Genomic DNA, 26659 nt, shown 5'->3' with positions numbered 1-26659 from the left:
ACTAACCAGCCCTTTTGCTTGCGCCCGGGAGGGACGCATATGAAGTTTATCGCGAGTTCCGCACGCAAAGGAAAGCACTTAATGTGCTTTCCGTCTTGCGCAGGACTGTAGAGCAGGAAACTTCATATGCGTCCCTCCCGGGCGCAAGCAAAAGGGCGACCCCTGTCCGGAGTCGCCCTTGTTGAGCTGCTTATATGTAGCTGTTACTCGGCGTCGTGGTGACGGCGGGGCTTACGACCTCCGTTGTCGCCGGGACGGCGCGGACGGTCGCTGCGCTCGGAGCGCTCGCGACGCGGACGCTCACGGCGCTGGAAGTGCTCGCCGTCGCCCTCGGAGGCACCCTCGGCACGAGCCGGGGCCTCGGGCTTATCAAGACGATCGAGCGAGATCTTGCCACGATCGTCGACCTCGATGACGACGACCTTGACCTCGTCGCCCACGTTGAGGACGTCCTCGACCTTCTCCACGCGGCCCTTGGCGACGCGGGAGATGTGCAGCAGGCCGTCCTTACCGGGCAGCAGGTTCACGAACGCGCCGAAGGGCTGGATGGAGACCACGCGACCGGTGTACTCCTCGCCCGGCTCGGGAACCTTGATGATGAGCTTGATGCGCTCGACAGCCTGATCGACGGACTCGCCGGTGCCGCCGACAAAGACGGTGCCGTCCTCCTGAATGTCGACCGAGGCGCCGGTCTCGTCCTGGATACCGCGGATGACCTTACCGCCGGAACCGATGACGTCGCGGATCTTGTCGGTCGGAACCTGGATGGAGACGATGCGAGGGGCGGTGCTGCGCGTGGTGTGGCGCGGCTCGGGGATCACATCGAGCATCTTCTGCAGGATGAAGGCGCGACCCTCCTTGGCCTGCTGCAGGGCGCGGGCCAGGATGTCGAAGGTGAGGCCGGTAGCCTTGTTGTCCATCTGCAGGGCGGTGATGCCCTCGGTGGTGCCGGTGACCTTAAAGTCCATGTCGCCCAGGAAGTCCTCGAGACCCTGGATGTCGGACAGGACCACAGTCTTGCCCTCCTCCTGGATCAGGCCCATGGCGATACCGGAGACCGGGCGCTTAATGGGCACGCCGCCGTCCATAAGGGCGAGCGTAGAACCGCAGGTCGAAGCCATCGAAGAGGAGCCGTTGGACTCCATGACCTCGGAGACGACGCGGATGGCGTAGGGGAACTCGTTCTCGTCGGGGAGCACCGGAAGCAGAGCGCGCTCGGCCAGATTGCCGTGGCCGATCTCGCGGCGCTTGGGGCTGCCCATGCGGCCGGTCTCGCCGGTGCAGAACGGCGGGAAGTTGTAGTGGTGCATGTAGCGCTTGCCCTCGGTGGGCTCGATGGTATCCAGACGCTGGCCCTCGTTGAGCATGCCGAGCGACAGGACGGAAAGCACCTGGGTCTGACCACGCTGGAACAGGCCGGAGCCGTGAACGAGCGGCAGGTAGTTGTCCTTCACCATGATGGGACGGATCTCGTCGGCGGCACGGCCGTCGACGCGCTCACCGGTCTCGACGACCATGGTGCGCATGGCCTTCTTCTCGAGCTTCTTGAGCGCCACGGGGATCTCGCGCTCCCAAGCGGCCTGCTCCTCCTCGGTGAACTCGGCACGGATGGACTCCTTCAGAGCCTCGACCTTGCCGATACGGGAGAGCTTGTCGGCATCGCGAAGGGCAGCTGCCATCTCGTCGTAGTGGGCGAAGATGCGCTCCTGGACCTCCTCGACGGGCTGGTCGAGCGGGTACTCCTTCTTGACGATGGGGCCGTTGGCCTGCTCCCACTCGGCAACGAACTCGTCCTGAGCCTGGCAGAAGGCAGCAAGGGCCTCCTGGCCAAACTTCATGGCGGCGAGCATGTCGTCCTCGGAGATCTCCTCGGCGCCGGCCTCGACCATCGAGATGAAGTCGGCAGAGCCGCCCAGCTCCAGGTCCAGATCGGAGTTCTCGCGCTCCTCGTAGGTGGGGTTGACGATAAACTCGCCGGTCTCCACGTTGCGGCCGATGCGCACGCAGGCAAGCGGGCCCTCGAAGGGCACGCCGCCGAGCGTCATGGCCAGGGAAGCACCCATGACGTTGATGACGTCAAAGGGGTTGACTTGGTCGGCGACAAGCGAGGTGGCGACGATGTGCACCTCGTTGCGGAAACCGTCCGGGAAGCTCGGGCGAATCGGACGGTCGATCATGCGCGCGGTGAGCGTGGCCTTCTCGCTGGGACGGCCCTCACGCTTGAGGTAGCCACCCGGGATGCGCCCTGCGGCGTACATCTTCTCGTTGAAGTCGACGGTCAGCGGGAAGAAGTCGTAGTTCTTGCGCTCCTTGGAGACGACCACGGTGTCGAGCATCGTGGTGTCGCCCTGCTTGACCAGGCAGGCGCCGGTGGCCTGCTTGGCAAGCTCGCCCGACTCGAAGGTGTAGGTCTTGCCGTACAGCTCAAAGGTCTTGGATACGAGTGTCATTGTTCTCCTTTACCCCACAGGCCCCTTGCCTGCGGGCTTCTCATGTGACGCGGGCCCCCTGCCCCCGCCACGCTTCAGAGCGTGATTGTTCGCGCCCTTACACAAAAAGAGCGCCCCGCTGCGCAGGACGCTCTTAGCATGTACAAATCCTACTGGATGTTGTCGCGGATGCCCAGAGCCTTGATGAGCTCACGGTACTCGACGATGTCGTTCTTCTTGATGTAGGAAAGAAGACGACGACGACGACCGACGAGCATGAGCAGACCACGACGGGTGTGGAAGTCCTTCTGGTGGGACTTCATGTGCTCGGTCAGCTCCTTGATGCGCTCGGACAGGATGGCGACCTGAACCTTGGGGTTGCCGGTGTCGACCGGGGTGTTACCGAACTGGGCAGTCAGCTCAGCCTTGCGCTCTTTGGAAACAGTCATTGTTTCACCTTTCGTTTAACGTCGCCCACGGGCAACTCGATTCGCCTCGGACTGGGAAGCCGCCGGTGGAGCGAGCAACCAAGGTCGAGGTACCAACGGCCGATATGTTACCACAAGCAGCCCGCCCCTGCGCATCATCACCGACCCAACATGAATTCCATCGCACGGAGGCGCTGATCGGTGTACGTGGCGGCCCAAACATGCGAAAGCCCGAGCAAGAATGCCGCCGTATGCGGGTCGATTCGCTCGGCCATGAGCGCATCGAAGGTCATGGACATGAGGGCGCGCAGCCAGGCGACCTCACCAGTCGATACCAGCTCGGCACCCGGAACGCTCGACGCGCACGATCCGCATATGAGCCCGCCCGCCTGTGGTGAAAAATGCGACAGCATGGGGTCTCCGCACAGCACGCAGGCCGAAAAATCTGGTCGATAGCCAACGTGCGACAGCAGCTTAAAGACATATGCCGCCACAAGTAGGTCCATATGCGCCGCGTCAATCCCGCTGCCCACCAGGGTAAGCGCCCGTTGCGTAATGGCAAAGGTAAACGGGTCCTCGGCGTCCTCGAACGAGCACACGCGCGCAACCTCGGCGATCGCGCTTGCGGCGCAGGTCGTCTCGTAATAGGGCGCAGCGCCGAGCGGCGCCTCCATAAGCTCGGCCTGAGAAACCACGTCGAGCGACCGTCCATGCGCAAGCAGCATATCGACGGTACAGAACAGCTCGCAGCGCGCAGCCAGGCGTCCACCGGGTTTGCGGGCGCCCTTTGCCACGGCACGAACCTGCCGACCCCGCTCGTCAAGCATCGTCAGGATCAAGTCCGTTTCTTTGAGCTTCGTCTTGTCGAGGACGAGTACCTTCGTGCGATATGTCCGGGAGCCTGCCATGCGCGCCGCGCGCCCTTAGTCCTCGGCGTTGTAGCCAAAGCGGCGAATCTGGGCCTCGTCGTCACGCCAGCCGGCCTTGACCTTCACGTCCAGCTCCAAAAAGACCTGCGTGCCAAAGATACGCTCAAGATCGCGACGGGCGTCGATACCGATATGCTTGATCATCTCGCCGCCCTTGCCGATGATGATGCCCTTTTGGCCCTCGCGCTCGACGTAAATGGTGGCGTGCACGCGCAGTACCTTCTTGGTCTGCTCGAGTGCATCGCAGATCACGCCAACGGAGTGCGGGATCTCATCACGGGTGCGGCGCAAGACCTTCTCGCGCACAAACTCGGCAACGAGCGTTTCGTCGGAAGCGTCGGTACCCATATCCTCGGGGAACCAACGCGGACCCTCGGGCAAAAAGTGCGCAACGGTCTCGATAAAGGCATCGACGTTGAAGTTCTTGACCGACGACGTCACGATCTCGTCGTCATATTCCATGAGCTCGTGGGCTGCCTTGAGCTGCTCCATGACCTGTGCGGGGTCGGCCTCATCGGCCTTAGTGAGCACCAGGACCTTCTTGCAACGGGCGCATCTGACGCGCTCGGCAACCCAGGCGTCTCCCCTGCCGATCGGTTTGGTGGCATCAATCAAAAACGCGACGACATCAACATCGTTCAGCTCGAACAGCGCGCTCTTGTTGAGCTCGGATCCCAGGCCGTCCTTGGGCTTATGAATACCCGGGGTATCGACAAAGACCAGCTGGTAGCCGGGACGGTTGACGACGGCGCGCATGCGGCGGCGGGTCGTCTGGGCCACCGGCGAAGTGATGGCGACCTTCTTGCCATAGCAGGCGTTGAGCAGCGTAGACTTGCCGGCGTTGGGACGACCGACCAGGGCCACAAAGCCGCTGCGGAAACCGGGCTCCACGTCGCCAAAGCCCGCGAGGTTGTCGTCCTCGTCGCACAGGGCGTCGAGCTCCTCATCGCTCATGCCCTCAAACGGGTCGAACTCCTCGACTTCCTCGAGCTCCTCGGTATCCACCGCGTCCAGGGACTCGTCGTCCAAAATCTCATCGGCAGACTGCATATTGTCGGACATGGGAATCCCTTTCTAAATAAAGCCGAGCGCGTGGGCAAATACCAGCACGCCCACAATTGCGGCGGTGATGGAAAGAATGTAAACAGAGGCGGCGGCGATGTCCTTCGCACGCTTGGCCAGCGGATGGAGCTCCTGGGTCGCTAGGTCGACGATAGCCTCCATAGCGGTGTTGCACAGCTCGCCGTGAATCACCAGGCCACAACAGATGATAATCGTGCCCCACTCGGCAATGTCGAGGCCCACGATACAGCCGGCAATGACGGTGCACACGCCCGCCACGAGCATGACCTTGATGTTGCGCTCGGTCTTGACGGCGGTAACGAAGCCCTCCATGGCGTAGGAAAACGACTTTAAGAAGGACGGATGGTCCTTGTTCGATCCGGGAATCATAGACGGCTCCTAGTCGTGGGCGTGGTTGGTGATGGGGCCGACGTGGACTAGCTTGGGGTCCTCGCCGCGCTCGAACGCCAGATCGCGCAGGATGGCGTCCTCGCGGGCCTCCATGACCTCGGCCTCGTCGTCCTCGATATGGTCATAGCCCAGCAAGTGCAGCATGCCGTGTACGAGCATCAGACGACACTCGTCAGCGGAGCTATTGCCAAAACCGGGGGCCTGACGGGCAATAACCTGCGGGGCCAAGATGATATCGCCGAGCTCGAGCGTCTCGTCGGCGGGAATATCCTCGTCAAAGGCCGAGTCGCATTCAAACGAGAGCACATCGGTGGTGCGGTCGATACCGCGCCACTCGTGGTTGAGCTCGTGCATCTCGTCCTCGTCGACATACGAAAGGGAAATCTCGACTTCACGCTCAACGCCCTCGGCGGCAAGCACAACCTCGCAGATGTGCTCCACCTCCTGGGCATCGAGCAGCGTATCGAGCTCGGCATCGTTGCTGATCAATACACTCAACGGGACTCCTTTCGGTCGCGCGGGCGCTGCTCGCGCACGTCATCATAAGCATCATATGCCTCGACGATACGTCCCACCAAGGCATGGCGCACCACGTCGGCGCGCTCCAGGTGCGAAAATGCGACATCGTCGACACGGCCCAAAATCTTCTCGACATCGGCCAAACCACCACGACGACCCACCAGGTCGCGCTGACTCAGGTCGCCGGTAATCACAAACTTGGAGTTGAAGCCCAGGCGCGTCAGGAACATCTTCATCTGCTCGGGCGTGGTATTTTGCGCCTCGTCGAGCACCACGAAAGCATCGCTCAGCGTGCGGCCGCGCATGTAGGCAAGCGGGGCGATCTCGATCACGCCGCGCTCCATAAGCTCATCGGTGCGCTCGCGATCCATCATGTCAAAAAGGGCATCGTAGAGCGGACGCATGTAGGGATCGATCTTTTCCTCAAGGGTACCGGGCAAAAAGCCCAGGTTCTCCCCCGCCTCGACAACCGGACGTGTCAAGATCAGACGGCCCACCTCGTGACGCTTGAGCGCGGCAACGGCGAGCGCCATAGCCAGATAGGTCTTACCGGTACCGGCAGGACCCAAGCCAAACGTGATGGTATGCGAGCGGATGGCATCCACATAGCGCTTTTGCCCGAGCGTCTTGGGGCGAATGACGCGGCCGCGATACGAAAGCAGCACGTCATCGCGAAGCGACGTAGCCTCGTGCTCACCGTCGCGCAAGACAGCCAGGCAGCGAGAGACATCGTCGGCAGACAGCGTGCGCCCGGCGGCCGCCTCGCGAAAAGCGTGCTCGAAAAAGCGCGCCACGAGTTCGACCTCGTCCGGGTCGCCGCTCACGGCGATGCTATCGCCACGGGCGACCACATGAGCGCGAACCAAGCTCTCGAGCGCACGAAGGACGCCGTCTCCGGCGCCCAAAACGCGCGAGGGATCAATTCCCTCGGGAACGGTAAGTCTAATCTTCGAGGCTTCCATGAACCTCCCTGCGTGCATGGACCAAGCCGGAATCATCGACTCCGATGATAGCAACATCGAGCAGGCACGGGGCTGTAAGTCCACAGGTATCGTCAAGACGGGCATGATGGAACGAGCCGAGCGTCAGGTTGTCACCATACTCGAGCACGGCACGCTCGACCGTGCCCACGCGACGACGAGCGTCGGCAATGGCGAGCTCCTGTGCGGCGGCCCGCATACGGCGGCTGCGCTCGGCCATAACCTCGGGCGGCACCTGGCCGGGCATCTCGGCAGCAAGGGTGCCGGGACGCTTGCTGTAGCGGAACACGTGCATACGCGAGAAACCCACACGGCGGCACAGCGCCAGCGACTCCTCGAATTCCTCGTCCGTCTCACCGGGAAAACCGACGATAACGTCGCACGAAAGGGACGCCTGCGGCAGGTTGGCGCGAATCATGCGCACCGTGTCCTCGAAGGCCTCGGCGCTATAGGGGCGGCCCATGCGATGCAGGGTCGCCGTGCAGCCGGACTGCACGGGCAGGTGCAAAAACGGGGCGATGCGCTGCGGATAGCGCGCCATAACCTTAAGCAGGCGCTCGGAGATATCCATGGGCTCGACCGAGGAAATGCGCACATGCGGAATAGACGTGCGCTCCATGATGGCCTCGAGCAGCTCATCGATCTCGACGTGCTCGTCGGTCGCGCTCTTGCCATCGTAGGCACCCAGGTTCACACCGGTCAGCACCACCTCGGGCACGCCGGCCTCCTGGGCCTCGCGAACTTGCTCGAGCACGGACTCGACGGGCACGGAGCGCTCGGGGCCGCGCGCCTTCCACACAATGCAATAGGTGCAGCGATGGTTGCAGCCGTCCTGAATCTTCACGCCCAGGCGAGAGCGACCGAGCGCATCGACCACCTCACCATCGCTGCAGGCGGGAACGCTATCGGACTCAACGCCCAGCACCTCGCAGACACGATCGGCGACATCGATCTTGGACGGCTCGGCGATCACGCGATCCGAAAGCTCCAGCAGCTCCTCGGGATGCAAATTGACCACGCATCCGGTCACGAGCACATAGGGCTCGTTTGGATGGGCCAGCGCATGACGGACGGCCTTACGGGTCTTGGCCTCGGCCTCGCCCGTAACGGCACAAGTGTTAATGACGATCAGATCGGCATCCTGGGGCTCAACAATAGCAAAGCCCAAGCGCATAAGATCGGCAGTGATACGGTCAGACTCAACCCGGTTGACACGGCAGCCGAGGTTGACGACGGAAATATGGGGTGCGAGCACGCGGGCTCCTTAATCGAGGATATCGTCGAGGGCACTCTTGATACGGTCGGTCACCGACTTCTTACCGGAAGCGACGTCATCGCCCATCTCATCGGCAAAAGCACGGAGCAGCTCGCGCTGCTTATTGGAAAGATTGGTGGGAACGACCACGCGCAGTTGCACGATCAGGCGGCCACGCGAACCGCCACCGCCAATGCGCGGCATGCCGTAATTATTGACGCTCACGGTGTCGCCGTACTGGGCGCCGGCGGGAACCGTCACCTTAACGACCTCGTCGGGCATAATGCCCTCGACCTCGATCTCGCAGCCGAGCGCAGCCTGCGCAATCGAGATATCGCTCACCAGGTACAGGTCGTCCCCGTTGCGCTTAAAGCGCTCATGGTCGGCAACGCGCACGTTGACAATCAGGTCGCCCGAAGGCTCGCCGCGAAGGCCTGCCTCGCCAAAGCCGCTCACGCGCAGCTGGCGACCGGTCGAAACGCCGGCGGGGATATCGATGTCGATCTTTTCGTGCGAAGGTGTGCGGCCCTGACCGTCGCAGGTCTCGCAGGGATGGTCGATGACCGTGCCCTCACCGTGGCAGTCGGGGCAAGGCGAAGAGGACTGAACCTGGCCCAGGAACGAGCGCTGGACCGTCGTGACATAGCCTGTGCCGTGGCAGCGGCTGCACTGCTTTTCCTGTGCGCCCTCTGCCCTACCGGTGCCATTGCAGTCCTCGCAAGGAGCAAGGCGGTCATAGCTGATTGTCTTTTTGCAGCCGAGCGCCGCCTCCTCAAGCGTCACCGAAAGCGAGATGGCCATGTCTCGTCCGCGACGACGCTCACGACGGCTGCGGGCGCCACCGCCGGCACCGCCGCCAAAGAACGACGAGAAGAGGTCGTCCATGCCCATGCCGCCAAAGATATCGTTGATATCGACGTAGCCCGAACCACCAGGGCCGTCCGCGGTGCCGTAACGGTCGTAGTTAGCACGCTTCTGCTCGTCGGAAAGAACGGAATAAGCCTCGTTGAGCTCTTTGAACTTGGCCTCGGCCTCGGGGTCGTCCGAAACGTCCGGGTGTACGGTACGGGCCTTCTTTAGAAACGCGCGCTTAATCGTCCGCGCATCGGCATCCTTGTCGACGCCAAGTACCTCGTAGTAATCCCTATTTTCCGACACGACCGAATCCTTCCGACTTTCATTATTGTCACAGTGCGTCCTATACCCAAGCAGGGCCGACCGCAAACAGAGGGTTTGATGTTATTGCATTTGGTACGGCGAAAGCATGGCCCGTTGCGAGCAGCTCGCGAACCAAACCGACACGAGCGCGAACATGAAGCCGTTGGCAAAACCGTTGGCAAACTGCATCGCGCCGCGCTTCCACCACAGCAGGCTGCGATGAAGCACGCCGTCCGAAAGCACCATGAACAGGCCCATGGCAAACGGAATAAAGCACATCACGGCAAAGGCCGAGAACACGCCCGAGATGGCCGAGAGTACCAAAAACGGCGCCACGATGCCCATCAGGTAAAAACCGGTACGAGCTTTGCCTTCCAAGCGCTCGGCCTCAACATGGGCGCGACCGACCAGATCACCGCCAGAGGCGCCGTTGGTGCCGGCGTGACCCATGCCGCCAATACGGACCTCGTCGCCATCGTGCGTGCCGGCGGGAAACTCAATCGTCTGCTCGGAGGTCACACGGGTCCGCCCGCTGCCGCCGCAATCGGGACAGGGGTCGGCGACGACCTTACCGGAGCCACCGCACTCAGGGCAGACCGACTGGAACGTGCCGGCACCAAACAGAAAGGACAGGTCGACATCGATGTGACCGCGACCGCCGCAGCTCGGACAGGTATGTGCATGCTCGGACGAAACAGAGCCCGAACCACCGCAGTGACCACAGGTATCGAAGCGCGTATAGCGGACGGTCTTGCGGGCACCGCCCTTGGCCTCCTTGGCGTCGAGTTTGATATCGACGACCACATTGGCGCCGTTCTCGGGATTGTAAGCAGCCTGCCCACGACGCTGCTGGCCCCAAGCGCCGCCAAAGGGAAAACCGCCCTCAAAGGGATTGCCATAGCCTGTGTTGCCGGCGTAGCCGCCACCATAGGGCGAAGCCGTAGGAGCACCGGCAAAGGGATTGCCCGAGCGCATGGCGTCGTAGCGCGCACGTTTTTGCTCATCCGAAAGCACGGCGTAGGCCTCGGAAACCTCTTTAAACTTTTCCTCGGCATCCGGCTCTTTGTTGACGTCCGGATGGAGCTTGCGGGCCTTTTGCTGAAAGGCCTTTTGAATATCACGCGAGGTGGCGTCCTTGGAGACACCCAGAATCTCGTAGTAATCTTTTTCGTTCATCGTCGCCATGCGCGGCAACCTCCTGCTCACAGCAGCGTATATATTCCGGTAATTCTACACGAGCGGCCTAAGCTAGATCCCAAAACAGCTCGAACAGAACATTTCCATCGAGCCAGCCCAAGTGCGTCGGCGCCAGACGAGCTCGAACATAGCCCGCGACGACATCTGCCGAAGTGAAAGGTCCCTCATGGACCCCGAGCGTCTCGGGCACCCAAGTGGCAAGACCCAATTCGAGCGCGCGATCGCAGGCAGCTGCCAGCTCATCGGCCGGGATGACGCAAGCTGCACGAACCAACAGGTCGGACGCAACACCGCCCGTCATGCGACAAGACAGCATCAGGTCTTCAGCCGCAGCCTCACGCTGCGACAGATATTCGGCCTCAAACGCCGTCGCGTCATCGTCACGTTGCACCAGACGCACGCGGTACGAATCGCCTCGAGAAGACACGCCGGGGAACAAACCTGCAAGACGGTCGAAATCCTCGGCGTCGAGCATGCCCGCGGCGGAACGACCCAGGCCCAAATAGCCCTGGCCGGTCCAGTAGGCAATGTTATGGGCGCACTCATGTCCGTCGAGCGCATAGCTTGCCACCTCATACGGGTGATAGCCGGCCGCACCCAGACGCTCACGCGCCACATCCATGCACGAAGCTTGAAAATCCTCGTCGGGCTCGACCGACTCGTCGCGGCACGCCATGCGATAAAGGGGAGTCCCCTCCTCAAGCGTGAGCGGGTAGACCGACACATGATGCGGAGCCGCCGCCAGCACGCCATCGAGCGTGCGCTTCCAACTCGCTGCGGTCTGCCCGGGAAGTCCGCACATAAGGTCGCACGACACGTCAAGCCCAGAGTTCTTGACCGTCGCGATGGCGGCAAACGCCCGATCGGCATCGTGAATACGGCCGATGGCGGTAAGTTCGGTGTTATCGAGCGTTTGCACGCCCAGAGAGACGCGTGTGACACCAACCTTGGCAAGCGCAGTGGCAAGCTCGGCGGTCAGCGACTCGGGATTGGCCTCGCAGGTAAACTCAACGGGGGCGCACCACGCACGAATACGCCGCGCCAGCTCCACCAGGCGCTCCCCCGCCAGCGACGGCGTACCGCCGCCAACATAGACGGTGCGGATATGGTCAAGGGCCCCAGCCTTGCCAAAAGCATCGAGGCGCGCGAACAACTGCTCAAAATAGACATCGAGCGCAGCACTCAGGTCGCACGGAGAAAAACTGCGCGAGTCAAAGTCGCAGTACCGGCACTTTTGGGCGCAAAACGGCACGTGCACGTACAGCGCGGTAACGGCCACCCTTAAGCCTCCAGCGGATGAGGGGGCACCGATTCGCCGGCGGCAAGGGCAGCCTCGCAGGCCACCACATCGCGCTCGATATCATCGACCAGTGCCATAAACTCCTCGTACGTGGAGCAGCGCACCACCTGAGCGCGCCAGGCGGCGGCATGGGGCATGCCCTTTAGATACCAGCTCGCGTACGTACGGGCGCGCGACATAAGCGGCAGAAGCTCGTGCGTCAACGTCAGGTGCTCACGCAGAGCCTCCAGGCGCTCGACCGAGGAGCGAGAAGGAACCGGCGTGCCATCGAGCGCAAGGGCGCGAGCATCACCGAACACCCACGGATTGCCGTAGATGCCGCGCGCGATAAACACCGCGCTGGCACCCGAGCCTTGCAGATGCTCAGCAGCGTCCTCGGCCGAGAACACATCACCCGAACCAATCACGGGAATCTCGACAGCGTCGGCAACCTCATCGACGACAGACCAATCGGCCTGGCCCGTATAGAGCTGCGTGGCACAACGACCGTGCACGGCGACTGCGGCGGCACCGGCGCCTTCGAGCATCTGGGCAAACGTCGCGGCATTACGGTCCTCGGCATAAAAGCCCTTGCGGATCTTTACAGTCACGGGCACATGTGCCGCGCCCACCGCCGCCTCGACGATCTTCTCGGCCAGATCGGGCGTGCGCATAAGCGCCGAGCCCTCGCCCTTGGTAACGACCTTGCGCGCCGGACAAGCCATGTTGATATCAATCAATGACAGGCGATCGCCAACGCGCTCCTCGACGGCGGCGACGGCGCTCGCAAACTGATCGGGCTTGGAGCCAAAGAGCTGCACGCAAATCTGCTGTTCCTCGTCGGCCGGCAGCACCAGGCGCCACGTCTTATTGCTGGCATAGGCAAGGCCGGCCACGCTCACCATCTCGCTGTAGGCAAGGTTGGCACCGCGGCGGCGGCACATAATGCGGTAGGCGGGGTCGGTCACGCCCGCCATGGGAGCCATAAGGAACGGCTGCTCGGCATAGGCGCCCAGCAGCCGCTTGCTGTATTCAGAAAGCGCCATAGACCTACTCGTCCACCTTGAGGATCGCCATAAAGGCCTCCTGCGGGACCTCGACCGATCCGATGGCCTTCATGCGCTTCTTGCCCTCTTTCTGCTTCTCGAGCAGCTTGCGCTTACGCGAGATATCGCCGCCGTAGCACTTAGCAAGCACGTCCTTGCGACGCGCCTTGACGGTGGAGCGGGCAATGATCTTATTGCCGATAGCACCCTGGATGGGAACCTCGAACAGCTGACGCGGGATGATCTCCTTAAGCTTGTCGCACAGGCCACGGGCCAGACCATAAGCCTTATCCTTGTGCACGATAAACGACAGCGCGTCCACTTCGTCGCCCGAAAGCAAAATATCGAGCTTCACGAGCTCGGAGGGACGGTACTCGTTGAACTCGTAGTCGAGCGAGGCATAGCCCTTGGTGCGGCTCTTGAGCTGATCGAAGAAGTCCAAGATGAGCTCGGCGAGCGGCATATCAAAGCGCATCTCGACCGATTTGCTCGTCAGGTGGATCATGTCGGTCGTGACGCCGCGGTGCTCGATGGCGAGCTGCATGACGGCACCCGTGTACTCAGGCGGGCAGATGATCTTTGCCTTGAGGTAGGGTTCCTCGATACGTTCGATGCGCGTGGCCTCGGGAAGGTCCTGCGGGCTGCGGACATCGATCATTTCGCCGTCGGTCTTGTAGACGTGATAGTCGACCGAGGGACTCGTAGCAATGAGGTCCAGGTTGAACTCGCGCTCCAGGCGTTCCTTGACGACTTCCATGTGCAGCAGGCCCAGGAAGCCCACGCGGAAGCCAAAGCCGAGCGCCACCGAGGTCTCGGGCTCCCACACCAACGACGGGTCGTTGACGTGCAGTTTATCGAGGGCGTCACGCAGGTTCTCGTAGTCCTTATTATCGATCGGGAACAGGCCCGTATAGACCATGGGCTTGGCCTCGCGATAACCGGGAAGCGGCTCGGGGCAGGGGTTCGACGCCCACGTAAGGGTATCGCCCACGCGAACGGCCTCGGGGTCCTTCAGGCCCGTGACCACGTAGCCCACCTCGCCGACCGTCAGCGCATCGACCGGAGTCTCGGCGGGACGCTTGACGCCCACGCCATCGACCAAAAAGTCGCCCTTTGCCTGCATCATGCGCAGGGTATCGCCCTTTTTGATGGAACCGTCAAAGATGCGCACCGTGGCGACGACACCACGATACTCGTCGAAGTACGAATCCAGGATGAGTGCCTTGAGCGGCGCGTTCGCATCGCCCTTGGGCGGAGAGATCAAAAAGACAATGGACTCCAGCAGATCGTGGATGCCCTCGCCGGTCTTGCCCGAGACACACACGGCATCATCGGCAGGGATCGCCAAGTCATCCTCGATCTCGGTCTTGACCTCATCGGGATGGGCCGAGGGCAGGTCGATCTTGTTGATGGCCGGCACAATGTCCAGATTGGCGTTCATGGCGAGCGTCGCGTTGGAGACGGTCTGCGCCTCGACGCCCTGCGTGGCGTCAACGACGAGCACCGCGCCCTCACAGGCTGCCAGCGAGCGCGAGACCTCATAGGTAAAGTCAACGTGGCCCGGCGTATCGATCAGATTGAACTGATACGTCTCGCCATCGTCGGCGTCATAGGACACGCGAACGGCATTGGACTTGATCGTGATGCCGCGCTCGCGCTCGATATCCATGGTGTCGAGCAGCTGCGACTCCATGTCGCGTTCGTCGACGGTATGGGTGAGCTCGAGGATGCGGTCGCTGATCGTGGACTTGCCATGGTCGATGTGCGCAACGATTGAGAAGTTGCGGATGTGGGAAATGTCAATTGAAGTATTCATGCGGACTATCTTACCCGAGCGGTACAAAAAATGGAGCCTGTTCCATAAAACAGGCTCCATTTATGCGCGTAATCTGTGTGGTGTGAAATTTACAACTTAGGCGTTGATGCTGTTCACGAGCTTGGCAAGACCGGACTTGCGGTTGGAAGCCTGGTTCTTGTGGATAACATGCTTGGCGGCAGCCATGTCGAGACGCTTGGTGACGGTCTTGAGGGCAGCCTGGGCCTTCTCGGCGTCGCCCTCGGCGACGGCGGACTGGACGTGCTTGGTCAGCGTCTTGAGCTCGGACTTGACAGCCTTGTTACGCATGCGAGCTGCCTCATTGGTGCGGATACGCTTCTTCTGAGACTTGATGTTTGCCACTTCTGGAGTTCCTTTCGAGTTCCTTGCAAAAAAATGTATGACACCTCTGAGACACGGTGAGGTCATGCAAGCGCCTACTATAGCACGCTCCCCCTCAAAGGGATAGAACGAATTTGTCAAATAGGCAGGTATCATCACGATTTTCTCAAGATGTTCGTAATCCAGAGCAAAAGCGCGGTCTCAGAATCGGCCGAACCCTTGAGCGCGAGCTCCACATCGACCGCTCCCTCGAGCGCTGCGACGAGCTCTGCCATCGAAAAGCGGCGAGCCCAGGTCAGGTGATTCTTGACCTGCCAGGACTGAAGCTTAAGCGTTGCGGCCAGCTCACGACCCTGTCCGCGCGCATCGAGCGCCTTGGCAACGATAAGCTCGCGAATACGGCCGCACAGCAATGTGTAAGTCCACACGTAGCTCTTGGCGGGCAGTAGATTGAAGAGCTCGAGCGAGCGGCGCATGTCACGGGCCGAGACCGCATTGAGAAAGTCCCAAGGCTGAACCTCGGCCGTACGTACAATCCAGCGCTCAACGTCGGCAAGCTCAATCTGGGGCGCCTCGACCATCTGGGCAAGCTTAGCCAAGTCGTTATCGAGCATGCGAGTGTTTTCACCCGAACGCGAGACGAGTTCCTCGGCTGCCGCCGTCGAGATCGACTTGCCATGCTGCGTCGCCATCTGCTGAACGCGGCGCGGTAGCTCCCAGCGCTTGGTGCCGGAGCAATCGATCACGGCCTTCTTGTCGATCTTGGCGATCGCCTTATACAGGCGCGTGTTCTTGGCAAGCGAGTCGGCGATGATGAGGCAGACCGTTGTGGAGCTGGGACTTGCGAGGTACTCGACGAGCGGCTCCGAGACAGCTTTAGCGAGCTTTGAGCAGCCATCAAGGATTACCAGGCGAAACTCGCTGCCCATCGGAAAGGTGTTAAGCGATCCGATAATGGACTCGATATCGGGGTCCTTAGTCATGTCGCGCTCGTCGAGGTTAAACTCGACCATACCCGACTTTTCCAGACGCGCTTTCATACGCGAGACGGCGTGATCGCGCTTGACTCCGTCGGTACCGACGATCAGATATGCCGGCAGCAGACCGGTTTCGGACATTGCGCTCCCCTCCCGCAGGCCTTCGTATTCGTTCCGTGCCATTCTAGCCCAGGGGCCCACCACACGCCAACGACGTCGTCACGGTCGCTGGCATCGCATCGCAAAGCCATTCGCAGTTGGCGTGACGGTAATGTCGCCGTGTTCGATGGTGCACGCGAACACGCCGCCCGCTTCCTTAACGGCATCGATGCAGGCATCGGACGGATGGCCGTATCGATTCCCCTCGCCCGCGCTCGCGAGGGAAAGCTCGGGCTTCAGGACGTCCAGCAACTCACCATCGGCTGAAACCTTAGAGCCGTGATGTCCAAGTTTAAGTACATCGATATCTCCCACCTCCTGCACGAATTCCCGTTCTTGATCGAGCTCGGCATCACCGGTGAGGAGCACACGCAGGCCCTTGCCTTCCTGAACATAAGAGAGCAGCAGGACAAGCGAGTCCTCATTTCCCTCGCCATCCACGGACTCGAATGGCCACATCACGCGGGCGCAAAATGAGCCGATGTCGACCGTATCCCCACGGCGCACCTGCCGATACTCCACGCCAGGTCGGTTCAATACCTCGGCAGGAGCATCCTCCAGCGCATCCGCCGCCACGGCAATCGTTCTGACCGAAAACTGTTCGAGCACGGCAGGCAGACCACCCCAGTGGTCCTCATCCCAATGCGTCACAAAGACGGCATCGATATGGTGCACGTTATTGCGAACCAACGCCGCCACCACGCGCTCGTCGAGCCCGCAGTCGACGAGTGCCACTGCGCTGCCCTGGCGAATAAGAATCGCATCGGCCTGGCCCACATCGAGCACCGTCACCGAAGGCGGCGCGAATCGATCCCAGTAGACGTACGGAATCGCAGCCAAGAGCACCAGGCATGCAAGCCCCACCGCCATAGGACGTGCGCGGGGACGCGGCCACCAGACCAGCAGAACCGCCAGCACACACGGCACTAGGTAAATCCACATGCTATCGGGCGGCACGCTCACGGATGCACCCGGCACGGCGGCAAACAGCTGCTCGAAGAACAGCGCGCAACGGGCGGCAATCATGGGCACAACGAGCGCCCAAGTCCGCAACGGCGCCACGAGCGAAAAGGGAACCAGCACGATCGACACGGCAAGCAGCACGCTCACCACCGGACCGATGACCGCATTTGCCAGCGGAGCAATGAGCGAGAACGTACCGAAGGTGGGAATGGTAATGGGAAGAGTCGCCAGTTGCGAGCACAGCGTGACGGAAAGCATGCTGGCAACGCCCGATGACACACCCAGCTCACCCAAAGCGTAGGTCGCATAGGGGCAAAAGCACAGAATGGCTAAGACGCTGGCACATGAAAGCTGAAAGCCCATCTCGAACAGCACCGTCGGTCGCAGTAGCACAAAGATGGACATGGTTACGAAGAGCGCCGATGCGCCGTGCCGGCGACGACCCGCGCCGTTTACGACAAGCGTCGCGAACACCATGCAGCACGCGCGCACAGCCGAGGGAGACGCGCCCGTAAAGGCAGCGTAGTCCACAAGCGTTATCGCCAATATCGCCCGCTGAAGACCACGTGAGATGCGAGTCTTTTGCAATACGCTCTCGATTACAAACCCCACGATAGCCAAATGGCTGCCCGAGACGGCGATAAGATGCGCCGTCCCCGTCACCGAAAACCAGTCGCCCGCCGGCTGGGCGCGCAGCTCGGCCGAACGACCGCAGACGACACCGGCCATGAGCGCACGCGCCGAGTCAGTCGCAGGCGCGATGGACGCAAGCAGCCCATTTCGCAGCCGAAGCAGCGGCCCCGGAGAGCCCTCATCGACCGACACAATCCGAACGGCTTTAACCTTGCGCACCTCGCCTCGGAGCACGCGCGATCGTCCATATGCATCGTTCTCAAAACGTGAAACGCGACCGATAACACGCGCGTGCGCCCCGACCTTGAGCTCGCGGTCACACGATAGGCGAACCGTTGCCAAGTTCTTACCGTCCGCGCATGCCTCGCAGGTATAGGAATACACGTCGTCGTTTATGGATGGATCGCCCTGCACGACAAACTCGAGGCTGCTTGCCGCTCGACCGTCGAGCGCCTTCGAGGCGCTGAGCGCGCCCACAGCCCACCACGCCGAGACGACCGATCCCGCCACGAGACCCACGGACGCGGCATACAGCCACCGCTTCAAAGGGGCAAGCCGCGCACAAGATTGCGCCAGCACAACGAATACCGCCGCCGCAACGGGAATGGCCCATAGCGGCCCGACCGCCGGCGCCTGCTCCCTCAGCAGCGCATCAGCGGCCACGTTGAGCACCAAGGCGCAGCTCATGCACATGCCGGCACACAAGGCCATCGTCCACGGTATCAGGGGGCGCGGAGGCATCACATGCTCGCGCTCGGTCGCACTCATACGCAGATGCAATCTTTGATTTTGGCAAGCTTCTTCTCGCCGATTCCCGACACACGCATCAGATCGTCAACCGAGGCAAAAGCACCGTTCTTTGTCCGCTCATCGATGATCGACTGTGCCATGGAGGGACCGATACCCGAGAGCGTCTGCAGCTCTGCCGCGCTTGCCGTATTGATGTTTACCAGTCCTGTTGCGCCACTCACGCCCGATGATGCGGAAGTCCCACCATCAACACCGGCTTCCGCAATGGACGTCTGCTGTTCCCCTACCGTTGGAACATGAATCTTCTGCCCATCGACGACCTTAGATGCCCGATTAAGCCCCGTAACGTCTGCCTCGGGCGCCAGCCCGCCGGCGGCATCAATCGCCTGAGCCACCCGCGCGCCATCCTTGAGGCGATATACACCGGGAGACACAACGGCGCCATCAACATCGACATAAACCTCTGCCGCGGCAGACGCCTTAGGCGAAGAGCCTTCGGATGTCTTTCCGCTCGAGGCATCGCCGGATCCCGGCTCCACCAATGAGCCTGAACCGTCAGTGCGCTCAAACGACACGCCGCCAGCACCGCCGCCAAGGTTCGCCATCGCCAAGCCGCTCGCCATCGCAATGACGACCAGTATCGCCACGACCACCGCCTTATGACCGAACAGCTTGTCCGCCAAGCGGTCCATCCGTTTGACCCGTTCGTGTTGTTCGCGCTGCGCCATAGCAAAACCTCCCAACACCATCGTGTCAGGAAAGGAACTCCGCAACAGCCACGCCCCAAAACCGGTTTTCTCGGTCAAACCAGAAGCTGACCAAAACCTTGCGGAAAAGTGTCCATTTATTCAGGTACACGTCGACAGATGAACCGTTTGTCGCCTAATGCCCAGATAGAAAAAGACCGACGATGCAAATGCGCCGCCGGTCTATACACAACATTATTCGTGATCTTGGTAAATCTCACGTGGAGCGAGCTCGGAATGTTTGCGTTTTAAGGTGTTAGGGGCCTTATACGTGTTGCTTTCGAAGTCGATGTACTCGGTCTGTTTGAGCAAGCGCTCAATCATCTCCTCGTGATCGAACAGCTCCCATGCCTCATGCACGGCATCGAGTTTGGCGTGCGTCTCGGGACGGCGCGGCATAAAGAGCGTGCAGCAGTCGGGAGCGGCCTCGGTCGAGATATCGAACGTACCGATCTCCTCAGCGCGTGCAATGATCTCCTGCTTGTCCGAACCGATCAGCGGGCGGAACACGGGGATCTTCACGGCCTCGTTGACGGCCATGATATTCTCAAGCGTTTGGGAGGCAACCTGTCCAAGCGATTCGCCCGTCACGATGGCCTTGGCGCCCTCGATGTGTGCAATGCGCTCGGCAACCGAATACATAATGCGGCGATACATAATCACGCGCAGGTTGCTGGGACAGGTGACCGAAATCTCACGCTGGCAGTCGCCAAACGGCACCACGTACAGGCGGCCGATCTGGACACCCGGCTCAAGCGCACGGATGATGTCCTGCACCAAATACTCGCTCGTATCGGGCGTCTGCGGACGACCGGAGAAATGTACCGGCACGCACACCGCGCCGCGACGCGCGAGCATCCAGGTCGCCACCGGAGAATCGATACCCGACGACAGCAGCGTCACGACCTTGCCGGCAGAACCCACCGGCAGACCGCCCACGCCGCGCTCAGAGCGCGCGTACACATAAACGCTACCCTGGACCACCAGTACGTGCACCATCGCATCGGGGTCGTGCATTTGAACCTTTTTATCGGGGAAGGCTTCACATAGCACCTCACCCACCTGACGATTGATGTCAATCGAGGTGAGCTCATAGTCGGTATTGGAGCGCTTGGCGTGCACCTTAAAAGAATCGAAGGAACCAAACTCGCGCAGCGCCTTCACGGCGGCGGCGCAGTACTCCTGCGGGTCGCGGTTGGTGTGATACGCCAATGACACACGGGCAACGCCGGGAACGGTGCGAATGACACGCGCCGCTTCATCGGCCTGGTGCTCGTTAAAAGTCACGAGGATATAACCGGAAATTCGAGACACGGCATTCACGGAAAAGGCGGCCAAGGCCGCCTTGATGTTATCCATGAGGATATGCTCAAAATGTGCGCGGTTCTTGCCCTTCAGTCCAACCTCGTGATAATGGACCAGGCAGACGCGAGCCGCCATTTAGGCTTCAGCAACCTTGTGGCCGAGCGCCTTCTCGTAACGGGCCTCGTCGTAAGAGATGTCGCCGTCGACAATCTCGTCCATAGCCATCGAGATGGTATCGGCACCGGAAAGCCCGATGGTGATGTCATCGACATCCTGGACGGCAAGCACACGGTTGTGCTGGCCACGCAGCATGCTATTGATGTCGCAGGCGCGCTTGGAGGCAAGCGAAGCGAGCAGGAAGCGGTTGTGATCGGTCTTCTCCAGAAGATCGTCAATGCAAGGCTTTACAACGGACACGGACCTCAGATCCTTTCATGCATATCGAGAACGCGAACGAGCTCATCGGTCGCGCGGTCGAGATCGTCATTTACCACGACGTCGTCGTAGCGGTCGGCAAGGGCAAGCTCATCGGCGGCGTTTGCCATACGCAGCTCAATCGTCTCGGGCGTCTCGGTACCGCGACCGACTAGACGCTCGCGGAGCACCTCAAGCGAAGGCGGCTTGATAAAGATCAGCACGGCCTCGGGGAAACGCTCCTTCACCTGCAGGGCGCCCTGGACATCGATCTCCAAAATCAGAGACGCGCCCGAGGCGAGCTTGGATGTGACCTCGCTCACCAACGTGCCGTAGCAGTTACCGTGGACCTCGGCCCACTCAACAAACTCGCCGTTTGCCACGCGGCGGTCGAACTCCTCGCGCGTCAGAAAAAAGTAGTTGACGCCGTCGACCTCACCTTTGCGTGGTGCTCGCGTGGTAGCCGAAACCGTCAGGCCCAGGTTCGAGCGGCGCTCGCGCACACGAGTGACGAGCGTACCCTTCCCTGCGCCTGACGGTCCAGAAATCACAAAGAGCTTGGAATCCTGAGCGCTCACTTATTTGGTCAGCTGCTCAAGGAGCTGCTCGCGCTGACGGACGCCGAGGCCCTGGACGCGACGGGTAGCGGAGATACCGAGCTCCTCCATGATCTTGGCGGCCTTGGCCTTGCCATAACCAGGGAGAGACTCGATGAGGGTGGAAACCTTCATGCGGGAAGCGATGGGGTCATCGGAGTTGAGCACGGACTCGAGGGACTTCTCGCCCTTCTTGATCTGCTCGCGAAGCTCAGCGCGGGCGTGACGTGCGGCAGCAGCCTTCTCAAGAGCCTGCTTGCGCTGCTCATCGGTAAGCTGAGGGAGTGCCATTCGTACCTCCAAATAGTTGGGTTATATCTGATTCAATAATTGGCATTTTAGCACGTAGAACGTACAAAATGCCCAATCGCGGCTCCATAGGTTAGACGATACCCGCAAAAAGTGCAATATACTGCGCCCAAAGTTAAGCCCCTGACCTGCGATTCCACACAAAGGATGGGAAAGTTTACGCAGGCACAGGGGCTATTTTGTGCTAATGAAACCCAAAAGTGGTGACTTAGGGGAATCTTTTACGCGACGTTTTCGACCAGCTCGGCGACAATGGCGTCAAAGGCGGCAACCGGATCGTCGGCACCGGTGATGGGACGGCCCACCACAATGTGGCTTGCGCCACGCTCGATAGCCTGGGAAGGCGTCGCCACGCGGGACTGGTCACCAAGGGCGGCACCCACCGGACGCACACCCGGAGTCACGATCAGGGCATCAGGGCCCAGCAGCTCACGCATGTCGTGAGCCTCCATCGGCGAGCACACGATGCCATCGATGCCGTTGGCCTGAGCGAGCTTTGCCAGGCGGGCGGCCTCCTCGGCCACGGGCGACTCGACGCCGATCTCGCTCAAGGCATCCTGATTCATGCTCGTGAGCACGGTGATGGCGACGAGCTTGGCGCGGTCCTCGCGCGCCTCCTCGGCACCCTCGCGGCAGGCAGCGAGCATGGCGCCCGAACCCAAGCCGTGAACCGAGAGCAGGTCGGCACCGGCAAGCGAGGCCGAACGGGCGGCACCGCGAACCTGATGCGGAATATCATGGAACTTAAGGTCAAGGAAGACCTTAAAGCCCAGGTCCTTAAAGGTCTTGACGATCTCAGGGCCCTCAGCGTAATAGAGCGTCATGCCAACCTTAAGCCAGGCGGCATGGCCCGAAAGCTCGTGGGCGAGCTCGAGCGCACGCTCGCGGTCGCAGTCGAGAGCGACGATTACGCGGTCGCGGGCATCGGTCTCTAGCATTCGAAAGCACCTACCAGTTCGTTGATGTCCTTCACGCCTTGGGACTCAGCCCAGGCCTCGAGCTCGTGCGCGATCTTGAGCGAAGCGCACGGATCGACGAAGTTGGCCATGCCGACCGACACGCAGGTGGCGCCGGCCAGGATAAACTCGGCCGCATCCTCGCCGGTCATGACACCGCCGACGCCGTTGATGGGGATATCGACGGCCTGGGCAACCTCCCAGACCATGCGCACGGCGATGTGGTGGCACAGCGGGCCCGAAAGGCCGCCCTTGGGCTTGGCCACGCGGGACTTGCGGGTATGGACGTCGATGGCCATGCCCTGAATGGAGTTGATGACCGAAAGGCCGTCGGCGCCGGCAGCCTCGAGGGCCTTGGCAATCTCGGCGACGTTGACCGGCGCCATCTTCACGAACAGCGGCTTATCGGTCACCTTGCGGCAGGCAGCCATAACGGATGAGGCGCCCTCGGGCGTAGAGCCCATGGCGGCACCGCCGGCGGCGATATTAGGGCAGCTCACGTTGATCTCGTAGCCGGCAGCCCAGGGGCACAGCTCGACATACATCTCGAGCGCGCGGACAAACTCGTCAACGGAGTGGCCGGCAACCTGACAGATGACCTGGCAGCCGTCCTTGGACAGCTGTTCGAGCCACGGACCGGACTCGCGGGCAAAGGCGGCCACGCCGGGGTTCTGAAGGCCCACGGAGTTGATCATACCGCCGGGGATCTCGGCCATGCGGGGCGCGGGGTTGCCGGGCCAGGGCTCGGCAGCGCAACCCTTGGTGGTGATGGCGCCCAGCTGGGAAACATCAAAGAAGTTCTGGAACTGCCAGCCGTAGCCAAAGGTACCGGCTGCGGTGTTGATGGGGTTCTGCATCTTGACGCCGCCGAAATCGACGGCCATGTTCACGGTACCCACTAGAAGACCACCACCTTGGAAGCATCGAACACGGGGCCGCACATGCAAGCGCCCTTCATACCGTCGACCGTCTCGACATTGCAGGTGTTGCAGGCGCCAAAGCCACAGCTCATCATGCGCTCAAGCGACACCTCGCAGTACGCACCGGCCTCGGCGGCAGCGGCGGCGACTTTCTTCATCATGACGGCGGGACCGCAGCTGGCGACATAGTCGTAGCCGCCCTCGCTAAGCAGCTCGGCAGCAGGATCGGTGCAAAAACCGTGCGTGCCCAGCGTGCCATCATCGGTGCAAACGTTAACCGTGGCGCCCAGCGCGCGGAACTCATCGACACCCACGGCCTTGGAAGCGGTGCCAAAGCCCAGGCACACATCCACGTCAACACCCTGCTCGGCAAGCATACCGGCCAGGCACAGCACAGGAGGAACGCCGATGCCACCGGCGACGAGCAGGGCCTTCCTGGTGCCCTCGGGAACCATCCAGCCACGGCCACCGGGGCCCAGCAGGTTAGAGGTGGAGCCAGGGCCCATCTGGGACAAACGACGGGTATCGTCGCCCACGACGGCGTACCACAGCTCGACGGTGCCGGCCTCGGCGTCGGCGCGGTAGTAGCTCAGGGGCACGCGGAGCAGCGAGGACGCATCGCCGGGTACGGCGATGTTCACAAACTGACCGGGCTTGAGCGCACTTGCAAGCTTGGGGGCCGAGATGACGAGCGAGAAGATGCCGTCGGCAATCTCCCGGTTCGAGACGACCTCGAAGTCGTGCATGCGTGCAGTGGAAGGTGTGGGCATAGACGCTCCAATCCCCCATGCGGTTGCATGGTCCAAACGAATAGAAAGCGCGGCACCGCAAGGGCGCCGCGCACAAAAGCGATAAGGCTATGCTAGCAGATGCAGCCGTCGGCAAGCGTCTGCTTACCGCCGACAAACACATCGGTGGCACGACCGGTGAGCGTGCGGCCGGCAAAACCGGAGTTCTCGGCGCGCGACTCGTAACCGTCCTCGCCAACCGTCCAGGTGGCGGACGCGTCGAACACGGTCAGGTCGGCAACGGAGCCCGCCTTGACCTGAACCTGGTCGAGACCCAGGATCTCACGCGGCTTGATGGCCATGAGCTCGACCATGCGGCCCATGCTCATCTTGCCCGTGTTGACCAGCTCGGTGAGTACGAGCGACAGCGAGGTCTCGAGGCCGATCATACCAAAGGGCGCAAGCTCGAACTCACGGGCCTTCTCCCACGGGGTGTGAGGAGCGTGATCGGTGACGATAACGTCGACGGTGCCGTCGATGACGCCCTGACGGATGGCCTCGGCATCCTCCTCGGTACGCAGCGGCGGGTTGACCTTGAGCGAGGTGTTGTAGGTCTCGTCCAGGTCGTTCTCGGTCAGGAACATGTGGTGCGGGGTGGCCTCGCAGGTAACCTGAACGCCAGCGGCCTTACCGGCACGCACGATCTCCAGGCCATGGGCGGTGGAGATGTGCTGGATGTGCAGCTTGGCACCAGTCAGCTTGGCGATCTCGATGTCGCGGGCGATCTGGAGCTCCTCGCCGGCAGCCGGCCAACCCTCGAGAGCCAGACGGGTCGAAACCTTGCCCTCGTTGATCTGGCCGTGGCCGACCAGGTCCTCGTCCTGGCAGTGGCTCATAAAAACCTTGCCGAACATCTTGCCGTAGTCCATGCAGCGACGGAGCATGCCCGCGCCCTGCACGCCGCGACCGTCGTCGGTGAAGGCGACGGCGCCGTGGGCAACCATATCGCCCATCTCGGACATGGCCTCGCCCTTAAGACCGCGGGTCATGGCGCCCGACGGATAGACGCGGCAGTGACCGACCTCGGCAGCACGGGACCTGACGAACTCCACGACAGTGCCGTTATCGGTGACGGGATCGGTGTTGGGCATGGAGCACACGCCGGTAAAGCCGCCCTTGGCAGCCGCGCGGGTGCCGCTCTCGATGTCCTCTTTGACCTCGTAGCCGGGCTCGCGAAGGTGAACGTGCATATCCACCAGGCCGGGGACGAGGTACTTGCCGGAAAGGTCGCGAACCTCGGCTCCCTCGACGGCGAGATTCTCGCCGACCTCGGCGATCTTGTCGCCGTCAATCAGGACGTCAACGACACCGTCAAGCTCGACGGACGGGTCGACGACGTGGGCATTCTTAAGAAGCAAGGCCATTATCGGCACCTCCAAGCAGCAGATACAGGATAGCCATACGCACGCAGATACCGGCGTAGACCTGCTCCAGGATGACGGAGCGTTGCGGGTGGTCGGCCATATAGGAGTCGAACTCGACGCCGCGGTTGATGGGGCCCGGGTGGCAGATGATTGCGTCGGGCTTCATGAGCTTCTCGCGGTCCTTGGTCAGACCGAAGAGCTTGTGGTACTCACGAATGGTCGGGAACGGGGCACCCTCGAGGCGCTCCTGCTGCACGCGCAGCATGTAGACAACGTCCAGCTCGGGCAGGACAGAATCGAGATCGCTCGTCACGTGGTCGCAGCCCAGAACCTCGGGCGCCGGCGGCAGCAGCGTGCCGGGGGCGACGGCGTAGGTCTCGCAGCCCATGATCTTAAGGGCGGGAATCAGCGAGCCGCAGACACGGGAGTGTGAGATATCGCCGACGACGGCGACCTTCAGACCGTGGAAGTCACCCTTATGCTCCCAGATGGTGTACAGGTCGAGAAGGGCCTGCGTGGGGTGGTTGTGCTTGCCGTCACCGGCGCAGATGACGCTCGCGGGCGAGTTCTGCGTGACGATGTAGGGAGCACCGGCGTGCTTATCGCGCACGACGATGCAGTCGATCTTATAGGCGTTGAGGGTCTCGACGGTGTCGACGAGGCTCTCGCCCTTGACCGTAGAGGTCGAGGAGCCGCCAAAGTTAAGGCTATCGGCCGAAAGGCGCTTCTCGGCAAGCTCGAAGGAGCTGCGGGTGCGCGTCGAGGGCTCGTTGAACATGTTGACGATGGTCTTGCCCTTGAGCGTGGGGACCTTCTTGATGGCACGCTCGTTGACCTCGGAGAACGCCTTGGCGGTCTCGAGGATGAGCTTGATATCCTCTTCGGAGTACTCGGTAATGTCGATCAGGTGCTTATGGTTGAACGCCAC

26 protein-coding genes are annotated in these 26659 nt (G+C 61.6%); all 26 read right to left on the bottom strand.

Annotated elements, in window-relative coordinates; translation table 11 throughout:
- Positions 1-203 precede the first annotated feature (203 nt).
- The 26 genes from ARB25_RS00490 to ARB25_RS00365 all read right to left on the bottom strand — a co-directional run bounded on the left by ARB25_RS00490 (position 204) and on the right by ARB25_RS00365 (position 26659).
- Complete coding sequence (locus ARB25_RS00490; RefSeq protein WP_055285159.1) at positions 204-2450, bottom strand: polyribonucleotide nucleotidyltransferase; 2247 nt, start codon at positions 2448-2450, stop codon at positions 204-206.
- A 149-nt stretch (positions 2451-2599) separates the two neighbouring features.
- The gene (gene rpsO, locus ARB25_RS00485; protein WP_035138510.1) at positions 2600-2878 is read right to left on the bottom strand and encodes a 30S ribosomal protein S15; all 279 of its coding nucleotides are present in this window, start codon (positions 2876-2878) and stop codon (positions 2600-2602) included.
- A gap of 137 nt (positions 2879-3015) precedes the next feature.
- The gene (recO, locus tag ARB25_RS00480) at positions 3016-3765 is read right to left on the bottom strand and encodes a DNA repair protein RecO (RefSeq protein ID WP_055285158.1); all 750 of its coding nucleotides are present in this window, start codon (positions 3763-3765) and stop codon (positions 3016-3018) included.
- Positions 3766-3780: 15 nt separating this feature from the next.
- Positions 3781-4848, bottom strand: a complete 1068-nt coding sequence (gene era / locus ARB25_RS00475; protein WP_172676295.1) for a GTPase Era — start codon at positions 4846-4848, stop codon at positions 3781-3783.
- Positions 4849-4860: 12 nt separating this feature from the next.
- Positions 4861-5238, bottom strand: a complete 378-nt coding sequence (locus ARB25_RS00470) for a diacylglycerol kinase family protein (protein ID WP_055285157.1) — start codon at positions 5236-5238, stop codon at positions 4861-4863.
- A 9-nt stretch (positions 5239-5247) separates the two neighbouring features.
- Complete coding sequence (gene ybeY, locus ARB25_RS00465; protein ID WP_055285156.1) at positions 5248-5757, bottom strand: rRNA maturation RNase YbeY; 510 nt, start codon at positions 5755-5757, stop codon at positions 5248-5250.
- Positions 5754-6740: a PhoH family protein gene (locus ARB25_RS00460; RefSeq protein WP_055285155.1), complete on the bottom strand. Its 987-nt coding sequence runs from the start codon at positions 6738-6740 to the stop codon at positions 5754-5756. Before ARB25_RS00460 ends, ybeY begins: the two co-directional genes overlap by 4 nt.
- Positions 6721-8013, bottom strand: a complete 1293-nt coding sequence (locus tag ARB25_RS00455; RefSeq protein WP_055285154.1) for a MiaB/RimO family radical SAM methylthiotransferase — start codon at positions 8011-8013, stop codon at positions 6721-6723. The genes ARB25_RS00460 and ARB25_RS00455 overlap by 20 nt, the downstream gene beginning before the upstream one ends.
- 9 nt (positions 8014-8022) lie before the next feature.
- On the bottom strand, positions 8023-9171 hold the full coding sequence (gene dnaJ / locus ARB25_RS00450; protein WP_055285153.1) for a molecular chaperone DnaJ: 1149 nt from the start codon (positions 9169-9171) through the stop codon (positions 8023-8025).
- Positions 9172-9252: 81 nt separating this feature from the next.
- Entirely contained in the window at positions 9253-10356 is a 1104-nt protein-coding gene (locus ARB25_RS00445; RefSeq protein ID WP_172676294.1) for a DnaJ domain-containing protein, read from the bottom strand.
- A gap of 58 nt (positions 10357-10414) precedes the next feature.
- Positions 10415-11647, bottom strand: coding sequence for a radical SAM family heme chaperone HemW (gene hemW / locus ARB25_RS00440; protein WP_055285152.1), 1233 nt, complete (start codon positions 11645-11647; stop codon positions 10415-10417).
- Positions 11648-11649: 2 nt separating this feature from the next.
- Positions 11650-12693, bottom strand: coding sequence for a tRNA dihydrouridine synthase DusB (dusB, locus tag ARB25_RS00435; protein WP_055285151.1), 1044 nt, complete (start codon positions 12691-12693; stop codon positions 11650-11652).
- A 4-nt stretch (positions 12694-12697) separates the two neighbouring features.
- Positions 12698-14509, bottom strand: a complete 1812-nt coding sequence (gene lepA, locus ARB25_RS00430) for a translation elongation factor 4 (protein WP_055285150.1) — start codon at positions 14507-14509, stop codon at positions 12698-12700.
- Positions 14510-14605: 96 nt separating this feature from the next.
- Positions 14606-14872 (bottom strand): 30S ribosomal protein S20, encoded by a 267-nt coding sequence (rpsT, locus tag ARB25_RS00425; RefSeq protein ID WP_022094714.1) that lies wholly within the window; start codon positions 14870-14872, stop codon positions 14606-14608.
- Positions 14873-15006: 134 nt separating this feature from the next.
- Complete coding sequence (holA, locus tag ARB25_RS00420; protein ID WP_055285149.1) at positions 15007-15969, bottom strand: DNA polymerase III subunit delta; 963 nt, start codon at positions 15967-15969, stop codon at positions 15007-15009.
- A gap of 78 nt (positions 15970-16047) precedes the next feature.
- Positions 16048-18351 carry a DNA internalization-related competence protein ComEC/Rec2 gene (locus tag ARB25_RS00415; protein WP_055285148.1) on the bottom strand — a complete coding sequence of 768 codons (2304 nt, stop codon included), beginning with the start codon at positions 18349-18351 and terminating at the stop codon, positions 16048-16050.
- On the bottom strand, positions 18348-19139 hold the full coding sequence (locus ARB25_RS00410) for a ComEA family DNA-binding protein (RefSeq protein ID WP_082421792.1): 792 nt from the start codon (positions 19137-19139) through the stop codon (positions 18348-18350). The genes ARB25_RS00415 and ARB25_RS00410 overlap by 4 nt, the downstream gene beginning before the upstream one ends.
- A gap of 135 nt (positions 19140-19274) precedes the next feature.
- Positions 19275-20519, bottom strand: a complete 1245-nt coding sequence (gene thiI / locus ARB25_RS00405) for a tRNA uracil 4-sulfurtransferase ThiI (protein ID WP_055285146.1) — start codon at positions 20517-20519, stop codon at positions 19275-19277.
- Positions 20520-20801, bottom strand: coding sequence for a DNA-directed RNA polymerase subunit omega (locus tag ARB25_RS00400; protein WP_035138532.1), 282 nt, complete (start codon positions 20799-20801; stop codon positions 20520-20522).
- Positions 20802-20806: 5 nt separating this feature from the next.
- Positions 20807-21376, bottom strand: a complete 570-nt coding sequence (gmk, locus tag ARB25_RS00395) for a guanylate kinase (RefSeq protein ID WP_006236131.1) — start codon at positions 21374-21376, stop codon at positions 20807-20809.
- Positions 21377-21685, bottom strand: a complete 309-nt coding sequence (mihF, locus tag ARB25_RS00390) for an integration host factor, actinobacterial type (RefSeq protein WP_006236130.1) — start codon at positions 21683-21685, stop codon at positions 21377-21379. It abuts the gene before it with no gap.
- A 239-nt stretch (positions 21686-21924) separates the two neighbouring features.
- On the bottom strand, positions 21925-22641 hold the full coding sequence (gene pyrF / locus ARB25_RS00385; protein WP_035138533.1) for an orotidine-5'-phosphate decarboxylase: 717 nt from the start codon (positions 22639-22641) through the stop codon (positions 21925-21927).
- The gene (locus ARB25_RS00380; protein ID WP_006236128.1) at positions 22635-23543 is read right to left on the bottom strand and encodes a dihydroorotate dehydrogenase; all 909 of its coding nucleotides are present in this window, start codon (positions 23541-23543) and stop codon (positions 22635-22637) included. Before ARB25_RS00380 ends, pyrF begins: the two co-directional genes overlap by 7 nt.
- A 14-nt stretch (positions 23544-23557) precedes the next feature.
- Complete coding sequence (locus ARB25_RS00375; protein ID WP_055285236.1) at positions 23558-24325, bottom strand: dihydroorotate dehydrogenase electron transfer subunit; 768 nt, start codon at positions 24323-24325, stop codon at positions 23558-23560.
- A gap of 116 nt (positions 24326-24441) precedes the next feature.
- Positions 24442-25731 carry a dihydroorotase gene (locus ARB25_RS00370; protein ID WP_055285145.1) on the bottom strand — a complete coding sequence of 430 codons (1290 nt, stop codon included), beginning with the start codon at positions 25729-25731 and terminating at the stop codon, positions 24442-24444.
- Positions 25715-26659, bottom strand: coding sequence for an aspartate carbamoyltransferase catalytic subunit (locus tag ARB25_RS00365; protein WP_055285144.1), 945 nt, complete (start codon positions 26657-26659; stop codon positions 25715-25717). Before ARB25_RS00365 ends, ARB25_RS00370 begins: the two co-directional genes overlap by 17 nt.

This window comes from Collinsella aerofaciens (assembly GCF_001405375.1).
Classification (GTDB): Bacteria; Actinomycetota; Coriobacteriia; order Coriobacteriales; family Coriobacteriaceae; genus Collinsella; species Collinsella aerofaciens_F.
The sequence above is the reverse complement of the archived record's forward strand: the minus strand, read 5'-3'. Positions and strand labels throughout refer to the sequence as shown.

What these genes read in the sequence shown, in the direction of transcription:
- holA (WP_055285149.1), bottom strand. Translation starts at nt 15,969, where the DNA reads ATGTCCGAAACCGGTCTGCTGCCGGCATATCTGATCGTCGGTACCGAC.
- thiI (WP_055285146.1), bottom strand. Translation starts at nt 20,519, where the DNA reads ATGGCGGCTCGCGTCTGCCTGGTCCATTATCACGAGGTTGGACTGAAG.
- rpsO (WP_035138510.1), bottom strand. Translation starts at nt 2,878, where the DNA reads ATGACTGTTTCCAAAGAGCGCAAGGCTGAGCTGACTGCCCAGTTCGGT.
- ARB25_RS00445 (WP_172676294.1), bottom strand. Translation starts at nt 10,356, where the DNA reads ATGGCGACGATGAACGAAAAAGATTACTACGAGATTCTGGGTGTCTCC.
- recO (WP_055285158.1), bottom strand. Translation starts at nt 3,765, where the DNA reads ATGGCAGGCTCCCGGACATATCGCACGAAGGTACTCGTCCTCGACAAG.
- lepA (WP_055285150.1), bottom strand. Translation starts at nt 14,509, where the DNA reads ATGAATACTTCAATTGACATTTCCCACATCCGCAACTTCTCAATCGTT.
- era (WP_172676295.1), bottom strand. Translation starts at nt 4,848, where the DNA reads ATGTCCGACAATATGCAGTCTGCCGATGAGATTTTGGACGACGAGTCC.
- ARB25_RS00380 (WP_006236128.1), bottom strand. Translation starts at nt 23,543, where the DNA reads ATGGCCGTCGATTTCGGCGGCGTCAAGATGCAGAACCCCATCAACACC.
- ARB25_RS00490 (WP_055285159.1), bottom strand. Translation starts at nt 2,450, where the DNA reads ATGACACTCGTATCCAAGACCTTTGAGCTGTACGGCAAGACCTACACC.
- ARB25_RS00375 (WP_055285236.1), bottom strand. Translation starts at nt 24,325, where the DNA reads ATGCACGACTTCGAGGTCGTCTCGAACCGGGAGATTGCCGACGGCATC.
- pyrF (WP_035138533.1), bottom strand. Translation starts at nt 22,641, where the DNA reads ATGCTAGAGACCGATGCCCGCGACCGCGTAATCGTCGCTCTCGACTGC.
- mihF (WP_006236130.1), bottom strand. Translation starts at nt 21,685, where the DNA reads ATGGCACTCCCTCAGCTTACCGATGAGCAGCGCAAGCAGGCTCTTGAG.
- dusB (WP_055285151.1), bottom strand. Translation starts at nt 12,693, where the DNA reads ATGGCGCTTTCTGAATACAGCAAGCGGCTGCTGGGCGCCTATGCCGAG.
- ARB25_RS00470 (WP_055285157.1), bottom strand. Translation starts at nt 5,238, where the DNA reads ATGATTCCCGGATCGAACAAGGACCATCCGTCCTTCTTAAAGTCGTTT.
- ARB25_RS00460 (WP_055285155.1), bottom strand. Translation starts at nt 6,740, where the DNA reads ATGGAAGCCTCGAAGATTAGACTTACCGTTCCCGAGGGAATTGATCCC.
- ARB25_RS00415 (WP_055285148.1), bottom strand. Translation starts at nt 18,351, where the DNA reads ATGAGTGCGACCGAGCGCGAGCATGTGATGCCTCCGCGCCCCCTGATA.
- ARB25_RS00370 (WP_055285145.1), bottom strand. Translation starts at nt 25,731, where the DNA reads ATGGCCTTGCTTCTTAAGAATGCCCACGTCGTCGACCCGTCCGTCGAG.